The sequence below is a fragment of the Thermomonas sp. HDW16 genome (genome assembly GCF_011302915.1).
Taxonomy (GTDB): domain Bacteria; phylum Pseudomonadota; class Gammaproteobacteria; order Xanthomonadales; family Xanthomonadaceae; genus Thermomonas.
Genome location: NZ_CP049872.1, coordinates 1509924 through 1522032 on the forward strand (window position 1 = coordinate 1509924; position 12109 = coordinate 1522032).

11 protein-coding genes are annotated in these 12109 nt (G+C 56.5%); all 11 read left to right on the forward strand.

Annotation, left to right across the window (positions count from 1 at the left end; genetic code table 11):
• Positions 1 to 24 precede the first annotated feature (24 nt).
• The 11 genes from G7079_RS07015 (at position 25) to G7079_RS07065 (ending at position 12014) form a co-directional block, all read left to right on the forward strand.
• Positions 25 to 1350: a J domain-containing protein gene (locus G7079_RS07015; protein WP_206203184.1), complete on the forward strand. Its 1326-nt coding sequence runs from the start codon at positions 25 to 27 to the stop codon at positions 1348 to 1350.
• The gene (locus tag G7079_RS07020) at positions 1347 to 2573 is read left to right on the forward strand and encodes a hypothetical protein (protein WP_166056622.1); all 1227 of its coding nucleotides are present in this window, start codon (positions 1347 to 1349) and stop codon (positions 2571 to 2573) included. Before G7079_RS07015 ends, G7079_RS07020 begins: the two co-directional genes overlap by 4 nt.
• Before the next feature lie 158 nt (positions 2574 to 2731).
• Complete coding sequence (locus G7079_RS07025; protein WP_166056623.1) at positions 2732 to 3196, forward strand: hypothetical protein; 465 nt, start codon at positions 2732 to 2734, stop codon at positions 3194 to 3196.
• Positions 3197 to 3285: 89 nt separating this feature from the next.
• Positions 3286 to 3753, forward strand: coding sequence for a hypothetical protein (locus G7079_RS07030; RefSeq protein WP_166056624.1), 468 nt, complete (start codon positions 3286 to 3288; stop codon positions 3751 to 3753).
• 44 nt (positions 3754 to 3797) lie between these two features.
• Positions 3798 to 4691 carry an O-antigen ligase family protein gene (locus G7079_RS07035; protein WP_166056625.1) on the forward strand — a complete coding sequence of 298 codons (894 nt, stop codon included), beginning with the start codon at positions 3798 to 3800 and terminating at the stop codon, positions 4689 to 4691.
• Positions 4692 to 4747: 56 nt separating this feature from the next.
• Entirely contained in the window at positions 4748 to 6016 is a 1269-nt protein-coding gene (tviB, locus tag G7079_RS07040) for a Vi polysaccharide biosynthesis UDP-N-acetylglucosamine C-6 dehydrogenase TviB (protein ID WP_166057873.1), read from the forward strand.
• Between the two features lie 113 nt (positions 6017 to 6129).
• Positions 6130 to 7599: a lipopolysaccharide biosynthesis protein gene (locus tag G7079_RS07045; protein WP_255453130.1), complete on the forward strand. Its 1470-nt coding sequence runs from the start codon at positions 6130 to 6132 to the stop codon at positions 7597 to 7599.
• Between the two features lie 130 nt (positions 7600 to 7729).
• Positions 7730 to 8485 (forward strand): FkbM family methyltransferase, encoded by a 756-nt coding sequence (locus G7079_RS07050; protein ID WP_166056627.1) that lies wholly within the window; start codon positions 7730 to 7732, stop codon positions 8483 to 8485.
• A 127-nt stretch (positions 8486 to 8612) separates the two neighbouring features.
• Complete coding sequence (locus tag G7079_RS07055; RefSeq protein WP_166056628.1) at positions 8613 to 9536, forward strand: hypothetical protein; 924 nt, start codon at positions 8613 to 8615, stop codon at positions 9534 to 9536.
• 81 nt (positions 9537 to 9617) lie between these two features.
• Positions 9618 to 11048 (forward strand): O-antigen ligase family protein, encoded by a 1431-nt coding sequence (locus G7079_RS07060; RefSeq protein ID WP_166056629.1) that lies wholly within the window; start codon positions 9618 to 9620, stop codon positions 11046 to 11048.
• 330 nt (positions 11049 to 11378) lie between these two features.
• Entirely contained in the window at positions 11379 to 12014 is a 636-nt protein-coding gene (locus tag G7079_RS07065; protein WP_166056631.1) for a glycosyltransferase, read from the forward strand.
• Positions 12015 to 12109: the final 95 nt, after the last annotated feature.

A 12109-nucleotide genomic window follows, 5' to 3' on the forward strand; every position in this document is an offset into this window, starting at 1 on the left:
GAGGCCCCTGCCGAGTGCGTCACCTTGCGCCAACGTCCGCTGCCGGATGGCGTTGATTTACTGTTGCAGGTTGCGATCGGCAGTCCAGGGCGCGCCTTGGGCGATGCAATGATGCGCACCGGCGAGGGGCGCCAATATTTGATGGAAGCTTCTCGCTTCTACCTGCGTGAAGTGTTGCTCCATCGTGATGCGGATGCCTATCGCATTCTTGGAGTGAATCGAGACGCGAGTGTCGAGCAGATCAAGGCCCATCATCGATGGCTGCAGCAATGGCTGCATCCTGACCGTCATGCAGGTGGCGAGAATGCGGTCTTCGCTGGGAGGGTCAATGCTGCCTGGCACCAGCTGCGTGATGAGGCGCGTCGGGGCGCCTACGATGCCAAGTATCCGGTGGTGTCGTCTGCGCGGGCGGAAGCAATTTCACCAAGAGGCGGCTGGATGCATGCCGAGGCGCTGCCGCAAACATCGCATGAACGCTGGCGCCGCAGGTTGCCCATGCTGGTGCTGGTGTTGGCATGTATCGGGCTTGGCATGCTCGCCATGCGGGACGTCGCACGCGACGAGGTGCTGCTGTCTGGTTCAGCGGGTGCGGTTGTGAATGGACGAATGCATGTGCCTGATGACTCATTCGATGCCTTTGCCGGTTGGAGCGGGCCAGGCCAGGCCGAGGCGATTGCTGCAATTGTCGTTCCCGTTCGGATGCGTGAATCACGCAAGGAAGTGCACTCACCCTCAGTGGTAGTTCCCGTCGAACGGGGGGGCATGCCGCCCGCTGCGCCGCAGCCGCCAGCCGCCGATGGAATCGATGCTACGAAAGTGCCCACGACAAGTCGGAGCAGCCGGGCCGGGACGCACAATTTGATTTCGAGTCGTCCGGGCGAGATAGCCGTGACCAGCGGGGCACTTGTACAACCGTCAGCGGCTCCCATTGGGTTGCCATCTCCGTCTGCCACTGCAGCCGAACTTGCCGGCGTTGAAGTGGCCGTAACGCCGCGGGTTGTTTCCGCCGACATTCCGACCAGGCCGCTTGCCACCAACATGGTGGAGGTCGAGCAAGCTCGGCAAGTCGGCTCGCGCTTGCTGGAATACCTGCAGCGCCGGAATAGTGCGCTGCCGCCGATTTGGGACAACCTTCCAGTGCAAGAAAAAGCGGGGAAAATGCGGGATCAACTTGCCGTGCTCGGAACTGCAAGGGTTGCAGTTCCAATGTGGCGGGTAGGGGGCTATGAGGCACGGATGGAGACTGAATTACGCCACCCGGATGGTCATCTGACTAGGCTCAATGCTGAAATGGTCTGGCGGGAACAGCGCTGGCTTGTTCGCCAACTGAGCATGGGACGCGGCGAGTGAACCGGATTGCCCGCATTGCGGTGTTGGCAGGCGTGGTCATGCTTGCCCTGATATTGGCCTGCACCATCCTTGCCATCATACGTAGCGATGCCGCGCTCGATCGTGGCGATCCGGCAGCGGCTCTGCGCGCTCGCCCGGACAATCCCGAAACGCTCATGCGGCTCGCCGACGGACGCCTTGCGGCAGACGACATCGCCCAAGCCGAAGTCTTGGCCAAGCAGTTGCTTTCGGCGTCCCCTGCGGACGGGCGTGGTTACCGGTCGCTGGCGCAGGTGGCCGAATCGCGAGGCCAGCAGGATCGGGCGGCGAAGCTGTACGTCATTGCCGCCAAGCGCGCGCCTGGCGACCTCCAAGCGCGTGCCTGGCTAGCCGAGCATGCTCTGGCGGCCGGGGATTACAGCTTGGCGCTGGAACACATCGACCGTGTGCTGAGCATATCGGCTGGGTCCCATGCCCGGTTGTTTCCCGTATTGGTAAAACTTGCAGGCGATCCAGCTTTCGCAGATGCCCTCGCCCAAGTGATGAGTCTTCACCCGCAATGGCGCGACGCGTTGCTTGCAACATTGCTAGACCCCGGGAGCGGTAATCAACAAGCAGCGGATCTGGTCATGGCTGGCTTGCAACGTCGCCAAGACCTGGATGCCTCAAGCTTGCAGGCGTGGATCGAAGCACTGATGCGGCAAGGGCGCTGGGGGGCTGCATTTGCGCATTGGGCCGGGCCGCATGTGGCATCCGGACGCACACTTCCGTTGTTGTTCAACGGAGATTTTGCCAGTGCCCCGCAGGGCTCGGGCTTCGACTGGCGATGGCCGCCAAAGCCTGGTGTGATGATTTCGATCGAACCGGACGGTGCGGCTGGCATGTTGCATGTGCAATTCCTCGGACGCCGGGTAGCGGGTGGGGCGCTTGCCTCGCATGCATTGCTGCTGGCGCCGGGAAATTACCGTTTGACGTGGCTAGAACGCATGGATGCGATGCGTGCCAGTACCGGGGTGGCTTGGCAGATCCGCTGCGAAGGACAATCCACGCCACGGGCCGAATCCGAATCCTCCCTTGGCACGCGGCCATGGCACGCCAGACAGTTGGTATTCACGGTGCCTGCAATCGGCTGTACAGGACAATGGCTCCATTTGGCTGGTAGTGGCGATGCTGCTGCCGGGCAGATCCTGAGCGGAGATGTCTGGTACGGCAGCATGAAAGTGACCAGCCTGGTGGAAAACTGACGCAACGGGACATTCGCCTGCGGGTCGTTCAGTTTCAAGGCTGGAATTTGTGACGCATGTCTTGCATTACTGAGGGCTCTCCCGTACTTTTGGCATTGAATATGCATGCACTTACCATAGACATCGGTCATGACATGAAGAGACAAGGAAGGGTCGGCATGGCGAAGACGCTCAAGATCACGGCATTTGTTCTGTTCGCCGCTTTTTTCGCGGCCAACGTATCGGCTCGGGATTTCGGCAAGCCGGACAAGATCGTCTTGGAGGCAAAGACCGGTAGTGTCATGACCAGCACGGGTGGCCAATACGAGGCAGCCGGTGTTGGCAAGCTGCTCGTGGATGGCGAGAGCATGATGCTGGGGGACAGTTCGAAGGCCACCGTCGTCTATTACTACCTGGACGATGAGGGCAAGGTCGATCACAAATGTGTCGAAAAATACGATGGCGCCAATACGTATGTCATTGATGACAGCTGCAAGGTGGTTGCTTGGCTGCCCAGTGGGCGTGCCTCGGCAGGCATCATCATCGGTGCTGGCTTGGTTGGTGCTGCCATCCTCAGTGGCATGGATGATGCGCCCGTAGGGCCGATCAGCGTTGGACCGAATGGTGAGATTCGCCACTTCTGAATTCACCTAGCTACGCAATATCGATGGGACAGGCTTTCGAGCCTGTCCCATTTTCATTTGAGAGATCCGTTGTCTAGTAGGATGAATCGATGTCTTCGATTCTCGGTATATCAGTCTCCAATAGAGGGTATTCGCTTCTGCAGCGAACGCTACTGATCGTGCTGGCGATCTATCTTTCGCTGGCATGGTTCGGTGGTGGCCCCACAGTCGATGTGGGTTCCACTGACGAATGGTTGATGTTGCTGGCAGTGCCAGTCATCGTGATGTCTGCATCATCGATCTTGTTCGCACCCGCACCTCCGCGATTGACCTGCGTGGCTTCACTGGCGGCCCTGGCGGTTCTCGCCGTTCCCTTGTTACAGCTACTTCCCTTGCCTGAGTCGGTGTGGGAGTGGTCATCGGCCCGTGAGGGGGTGGCAAAGGATTTGTTGATTGCTGGCGTGGGGGCGGGGCGCGCCCCTGGACGTTATGGCCAGAATCGACGATCCGTGCCTCACTGGCACTGCTGCCGGCCATGGCCTGCTTTTGGGGTGCGCTCGCTTTGGGCGGAATGTTGAACAGGCGATTGGTGCCCCTGTTGCTAGGATTGGTGTTAATAAACTTGGCGTTCGGCTTGTTTCAAGTCGGCCTGCCGCCGAACAGCGCGATGCGTCTGTATATCGACAACGGAAGTGGCATAGGCGGTGTGCTTGTAAACGCCAATCATCAAGGCACCGCGCTCATTGTTGGAATGTTGCTTGCGGTCGGTCTATGGGCTGACGAGTACAAGAGGGCACGTGAGAGTAGGCGGCAACAAGCGCCGAAGGCGGTGGGATACGCGGCCGCGGCATTGATCTGTCTGGTTGCTGTGACGTTGACCGGATCCAGTGGTGCGATGGTAATCGCCATTCTTGCTTTCGCCATTGCAGTGCCGGCGACTGGCTTGCTGTCGATCAGGCGAATACGCAGTAGCGGTCGAGGCATGGCCGTCGCGATGACTATGGCTGTGTTGCTCGGGCTCGGGTTGTTTTCAGCGCAAGGCTGGGTGAACATGGGACAGACCGACGCGATGCGCTACGAGTTGGCGCACGAGGCGGTAACGTCTGGGATGCGTCATGCGCCATTCGGCAGTGGTGCGGGAACCTTTGTTGACAGCTTTGCGCAATCTTCATCTCCGCTTTTCGAACATGGCGGATACGTGAACCATGCGCACAACGAGTTCGCCCAATGGTGGTTCGAAGCTGGCTGGCCAGCGGTGTTGCTGATGATTGTCGTGTTGGGCATTGTCGCGCTTTGCGGTTGGAAGCTCCTGCGTAGCCGCCGCCCCGACCCGGTAGTCGTCGCATGCTGGCTTGCCGTGGTGGCAATTCTGGTCCATTCCTGGGTCGACTTCCCCTTGCGGACCCTTTCGCTGATGTCGCTGGCTGCGTTCATCTGCGGCGTGGTGGTGACGGCTGTGGGTATGCTTAATCCAAGTGTGACCCGACATGGGCCTTCAGCGTTCCGCCGGGCATAATCATCGGTTGTAGGCTGGGTACTGGAGAGCGATTTCGCATGGATTTGCAACAGCGCATGGTTGGCAGGCGCATCGCAATCGTTGGCCTTGGGTATGTTGGCCTGCCGCTTGCCGTGGAGTTCGGCAAGAAGTACGACACGGTGGGTTTCGACGTCAATACGGTGCGGGTGGCCGAATTGCGTCAAGGCAAAGACAGCACGCTCGAAGTCGAACCGAGGTTGCTTGCCGAAGCGACGCGACTGTCATTGACCGACCGGCTCGCCGATATCGCCGACTGCAGCATCTATGTCGTTACCGTACCAACCCCGATCGACAGCACCAAGCGTCCTGACCTTGGCCCCCTAGTGAAGGCATCCGAGGCCATCGGCAGCGTACTCAAGCTCGGCGATATCGTCATTTACGAATCGACCGTTTATCCCGGTTGTACGGAGGAGGCTTGCATCCCCATCCTGGAGCGCGTCTCCGGTCTGAGGTTCAACCAGGATTTCTTCGCGGGCTACAGCCCGGAGCGCATTAACCCCGGCGACAAGCAGCATCGTGTCACAAGCATCCTCAAGGTCACCTCCGGTTCGACGCCCGATGCCGCGGATTTCATCGATGCGCTGTACGCCAGCATTATCACCGCCGGCACTCACAAGGCCCCTAGCCTGAAGGTGGCTGAGGCCGCCAAAGTCATCGAGAACACCCAGCGCGACCTCAATATCGCCCTGGTCAACGATCTGGCCATCCTGTTCAACAAGCTTGGCATCGACACCCTCGACGTGCTGGAAGCCGCCGGCACCAAGTGGAATTTCCTGCCGTTCCGTCCGGGCCTGGTCGGCGGGCACTGCATTAGCGTGGATCCGTACTACCTTACTCACAAGGCGCAGGAGGTCGGTCACCACCCGCAGGTAATCTTGGCTGGTCGCCGCACAAACGATGGTATGGGTGGGTACGTGGCCGACCAAGTGATCAAGCTGATGGTGCGCAAAGGCATCAACCCTGTTGGCGCGCGGATATTGATCTTGGGTTTGGCGTTCAAGGAGAACTGCCCGGATCTGCGCAACACCCGCGTGGTGGATATCGTTCGTTCGTTGCAGGAGTACAACGCGCAGGTGGATGTGTTCGATCCGTGGGTGGATGCTGCAGAGGCGCAACACGAATACGGCCTCACCCCGATCGGAAAGCCGGAGTTGGGAGCGTACGACGCCATTGTACTGGCGGTGGGGCATGACCAGTTTCGCGTGCTGGGCGGGGAGGGGGTGCGCACCATGGGTAAAGCAATATCCATTGTGTATGACATCAAAGGCATTTTGCCTCGAAATAAAGTCGATGGCCGTCTTTGACTCTGGTAGACCCCGTCAACATGCTTGGGGGCAAGGCATTTGACGTGCTTGGCCATTAGCAGTGCTGCAAATTTGGCCCATGGAAGAATGCTGTTTTTGGGCTGCCTGTCTCGGTGTTGAGGAGGAAGGCAATCTCGGCGTCCTTTTGGAGCTTAGCGGACATTCTTATCCGTCAAGGGCTTCAGTTCGTGGTAACGCTAGTGCTCGCGCGTTTGCTGACCCCCGATGAATTTGGGGCGGTTGCGCTCATCGGTGTGTTCACAGGTCTAGCAACCGTTTTTGTAGATGGGGGGTTTTCTTTTGCACTAATACAGAGGCAAGACATAACTCCAGAGGATGTGGCGTCAGTGTTCTGGTTGAACTTGGGTATGGCGGCTCTGATATTTTTCGGGCTTGTCGCGGTTTCTGAACCAGTTGCGGTCTACCTCGGGATCTCGTCCGGCGAGCGGCTGGTAGTCGTCTTTTCATCGACTATCGTAATAAATGCAGCCGGCGCAGTTCAGATGGCGATGATGACGAAGGCCCTGGAATTTAAATCAATCTTGAGGGTAACCGCCTTTGCGACCCTATTGGCTGGATCAGTTGCGATATTGGCAGCTGTTCATGGGCTGGGAGTGTGGGCGCTCGGTTTGCAAACGCTAGTGTACGCCTCAGCGACCACTGCGCTGCTGTGGATTTACAGTCCGTGGCGACCCGCCCTTGTCGTTCGTATTTCGTCGTTGAAGCGTCTTTTCTCGTTCGGTAGCTATATGTTTCTGTCCGCCATCTTGGATCGGGCCAATTATGGTGTTCAGAATCTGCTGATAGGCAAGAGTTTTGGTATCCAGTCGCTCGGTATCTACAACCGGGCAGAAGCGACTCAGAACGTACCGCAGAGCATCGTGAATGGGTTGCTCTCGCGTGTACTGTTCCCGGTCTTCGCCAAAGTTGCGGACGACCAAGTCAGACTACGCCGTGGGTTTGGCCAAGCGATTCGATTGGCCATGCTTGTTAACGCGCCGCTGATGTTGGGTATGCTTGCGACGGCAGGTGATGTTGTTCAGATAGTGCTTGGGGATCAATGGAGCAAGGCTGTGCCTATCCTCCAGGTGCTCTGCATATGGGGGATAATTTGGCCGTTGCATGTAATCAATCTGAATGTGTTGTCAGGGCTTGGTCACTCTAAGCTGTTCTTTAAAGTGGAAGTGATTAAGAAGGTTGTCTCAGTCGCATTGTTAGTCGCTGCGAGCGCCGTAGGCTTGCTGTGGGTTGCATGGGCCCAAGTGGTGATGGCAGTGATCGCTTGCGCGATCACGATGTATCTGACAAATCGACTGATTGGCTACCGGTTTACCTCGCAAATGCGAGACATCCTTCCGCCTATTGCGGCTGCAGCCATGATGGCGATGCTGGTGTACACAGTCACTCCTGCTCTGAACCTGAGCGCTACAGTGAAACTAACAATTTTAATAGGAGTGGGCGGCGCCACTTACATGCTCCTGTGCTTTGGTATGCGCCTGACCGCTATGCACGAAGCGATGGAGCTGGTGGCCCCGAAGCTAGCCAATGCAATCTGGAAGGACGCCCCTCGGCTTGAAAAATGAGCATATGTCAGCTATCGATGTGGCGAAAGCTCCATTCTGAATCTTAAGAGCATGCCTCAACAGGGAGGGGGTCAACGTGACTTCCAAGTCCTTACTCAACAGGTAATTCATGTTCAGTAGTAATCGAAGTGTGAAATTTCAGCGCAAAACGAAAGCATTCTTGGTAAGGCTAATTGGCCGACTACAGCCTCTGCTGCCAGACTCTCTAGGGCATCGTATTGAGCTGATGCGGCAGCAGGCTGTTCATCCGCTTGAGCCTGAGCTTTCGGCACTGACTCGCGTTCTGGACACGTTTCTCCTCGACGCTCAGCTTGCAGTTGATGTGGGCGCGAACCATGGGCTTTGGACCGTTGAACTGGCTCGGCGTTACTCGCAGGTCATCGCAATCGAACCCAACCCTTACGTAGCGGTGGGACTTCGTAAGGTAGTGCCGGGCAATTGCAGGGTCATCGAGTGTGGGGTTTCGCGCAACACCGGCACATTGCGCCTTCACGTGCCGAGCGTGAAAGGCAGGATCCTGTCGGGCTGGGCGAGCTTTGAATCGAACAATTGCCCTGATGCTGACCAAATTCTGGACGTAGAAGTTGTCGTTCGGACACTGGATGAGATCTTAGAGAAAGTTACACCATCGTTCATCAAGATGGATGTGGAAGGCCACGAATTCGAGGCAATTGCGGGCGCCAAGGACGTGCTGACTCGCGCGAGGCCAGTGTTGATGATTGAGGTAAAGAGTCACGATGAGGATCGGCTAACCGAGGCGCTGCTGGCTATCGGTTACGTGGCAGTCGACCTTGATCGGATATGTGGAATTCCAGGTACTGCAGAGAATCGGTTCTTCGTGCCAACGGAGAAGATCGCCCTACTATCTCGTTCACAAAGGCACTAGGGTCGTGGAAAGTTTTGTTAGTGGGGTAGATAAACTGCCGACGGGAGGTGCCCGTTATCCCCCGCTAGAATCTTTAGTGCAGGTTGTAGTACCGCCAGGGTCGGGTGGAGTCGCCGACTATGCGCACTTGATTGCCGAGGTGTTTGAGCCTGCCGCAGTGGTTGTCCAGCTTACGGCCCATGATCGGTTGAGCGCAGCCAATGGTCAGCACATTTTCATTCAGTACAGCGGGTACGGTTACGCCAAGCGAGGAGCGCCGCTCTGGCTGGTGGAAGAAGTGCGTAGATTGAAGGCAGAGGGGTGCATTGTCGGCGTGCATTTCCACGAGATCTATGCGAGTGGGTCACCATGGCGCTCGTCGTTCTGGCTTTCTCCGGCGCAGAAATATGTGGCAAAAATGCTGGCTTCAATAGCTGATTACTGGATGACGAACCGCCAGAATTCGGCGGACTGGTTGCGACGATATGGTCATGCCAAACCGAACATCGTGCTGCCGACGTTTTCCAATGTTGGAGAGTCTTCATTTTATGTCGAACAACGTCAGCGGAAAGTGATAGTTTTTGGTGGCGCGGTCCTGCGAGCCAAAACATATCTGAGGGCGGGAGCTGAGTTGTTTCATTGGGCGCGTAGCCACGGACTTTTGATCCACGATATTGGCCCTCCTATGCCTGATCCTAAGATCAACGCCGCGCTTCAGAGAAATGGGGTTTTTCGGCACGGAGTCCTGACTTCTTCTTCTGTTCGCGAAGTTATGGCAGATGCCAAATTTGGAGTCGTTGCCTATCCTGCTGATTACATCGCTAAAAGCGGAGTCTTTGCCTCATATTGTGCGCATGGGTTATGTCCCATCGTGATGGCAGAGGTAATTGATGCTGCCGCGGATGGACTGGCCGTCAATGATCAGTTCTTAGCTCGATTGCCCGCAGGCGAAGCATTTGATGTGAGCGGTTCAATTGCGTATCGCGCTTGGCACTGGTATCAGTCTCACCGGATCGGTGCCCACGCTGTTGCCGTGGCCGACCTTCACCGGAGAGCGAAGGTGAAATGCTGAGCGTCAGCAACTACCTTGATCAGAAGAGGTACCGGCTCCCACTCGACGCCCGAGATGGGAAGGTTATGTATAGAAAGAGTCATGGCATTTTCCAGAAGCGGCGCAAACTTCTGCTGCGTGAGGGGGCTTGTGAATTGGGTGGATATTAGGGTGAGATCTAAAGCTGCCACTACGGGTCGCGGCGACCTTGCATTTCGCACAGCCTACCAAATCTTCGTTGCCTTCTGGTCGATCATGTTTGTGGAGGGTGCAATTAGAAAATGGATTGCTCCTGGGATAGGTGTGCCGATTCAAGTTTTCAGGGATATGTTGCCCGCGGCTATCCTATTGCTTCTTCTGCAGTCCAGAGTACGCACGCCCGTGCCACCACGCGCATTGCTACTCGCACTGATTGGGTACCTGCTGTTCGGAGCGCTTTCCGCTTTCATTTCGGGATTTTCCTACCCATTTCTTGTCCCTATTCTTGGGCTGCGTACTCACTTTGCCTATATCCCACTGATCGTGGCGTTTCCGGCGTTTTTTCGTTCGACTGAATCCCTTGTCTCGGCGGGCGAGAAGATCGCGATCATTTCCATGCCGATCGCATTACTGTGTCTCTATCAGACAACTCAGCCCACCGCTAGCTGGGTGAATATCTACGCTACGGGCGAAAGTTCCAACGCGGTTTTCGGCAATCAAAATCTGGTGCGAGCGGCTGGTACTTTTAGCTACATCACCGGAATGGCACAGTTTGCAGTGTTGGTTTTTGCAGTTAGCCTGGCAAGTGTCATCGCGGTAAAGCACCGCGGGCAGCGTTTGATTTTTGTTGCGGGGCTGCTGGCTGCTGTTGTGTCCGGCATTGCGACCGGCTCGCGAGGGCCAATCCTCGCGATGGTGGTCATTCTAGTGGGCGTATTGTGGTTGATGGTTCGGTTTTATCGACCGTTATTTACTCGTTTTCGCCGGCTAGTGGCGTGGCTGGTCATTGGCGGCACTGCAGTTGCCGGGTATGCGGCGGCTCAGTTCGATGCGATGTACGAGCGGATTACCGTTGTTGGTGGCGATACCGGAGGAAGAACGCTTGGAGCTATTTTTGGTTGGCTGGATGCAATAATCACGCACCCAGTTGGATTCGGTTTGGGTGCGGGTCATCAACAGGCATCAAGGTTCCTCGGCGGGGAAGCTGGATTCTCGCTTGGTGCGGAAGAAGAGCTGACTCGCATTGCGCTTGAGCTTGGCTTTTTTGGGTTTCTCGCGTTCGCGGCATCTCGACTGATTTTCTTTTGGCAGTTGTATCGGATCACCATGGCCACTCGTCAGCTCGATCTGAGGATGATTGCAGCCGCGGCGACCATGCTATTTGCGGCAAACATCACTGGTGGACTTTATACCCCGATCGCAAACGCGATGCTCTGGGGGCTGTCGGGGTTGTACTCGCAGTACGAAATATCCGCCTCCGCACGCAGGGGACAAGTTTGCAATGAAAATTGCGTGTTACGTGAGACCGTTTTTTCCAATGCGTGGCGGTCTTGAGGCTATCGCTGACCTGGTCAGTTCCCATTTCAGCGCGGTCGGACATGAAGTGGTGGTTCTAACGGAAGCGCCTCTCGGGCTACGCCAGAGCTTATTGGACGAAGGAGAGTCGTGCGTTGCCCCGGAGTCATCCGCCTCTGGCGGGAATTTCGTAGTGCGGATGCCGTGCTTTTCTTTGGTATGAGCCTACGCGCCTTGCCGTTTGCGGTTCTGTCGGGAGCTCCGTTGGTGCTATCCCATCACGGGATCTACCCTGGACAAGCAACCACACTGTCGATATTTCTCAGGTTGATTCGGCTCCTGCCAACACGGTGTTTCATCAATATCTGTGTGAGCCAATTTGTTGCTTCCTATATTCCTGGTCGAACAATTGTTATTCACAATGCCTTCGAGGACGCGCGATTTTTCTCGGACGGGTTCACCGACCGCGTCTTCGATTTCGGATTTTGTGGGCGGCTAGTGTCGGAAAAAGGTGTAAGTATTCTGTTGGAGGCATTTGCAGATATGTGCCGGAACGAGCGCAGATTACGTTTGGCGATCATGGGCGACGGTCCAGAGAGGGCGTCGCTCGAAGAGCAGGCGCGAGCAAAAGGCATCGAAGAAAATGTGACCTTTACTGGATCGAAGGACAGTGAAGGGGTTGCCAATATGATGCGAAGCTGCCGTGTTCTGGTGGTGCCATCCGTATACGAAGAGCCTTTTGGTATCGTCGCCTTGGAAGGATTGTCGAGTGGATGCCGTGTCGTCGTGACACGCAAAGGAGGGTTGCCGGAGGCGGTCGGTGCCTTTGGTATCGTCGTTGATGCGACACCGGAGTCCCTAAGGGTTGGAATGTCCAGTGCGCTGAGTGATTGCGATCATCCGGTTCAAGATCAAAGTGGACTGCGCCGATACCTTACTTCGCGTCGTAGCGAAATTGTCGGAAGACATTACGAAAGAGTCGTCAATTTGGTGGCGAAAAAGTGAAATCTCGGTGCGTAATGATTGGTCACCCGGGGCGCCAGCATTCACATCATTTCGCATCTGGACTGATGGAAGCAGGGCTTCTTGCGGAATATTGC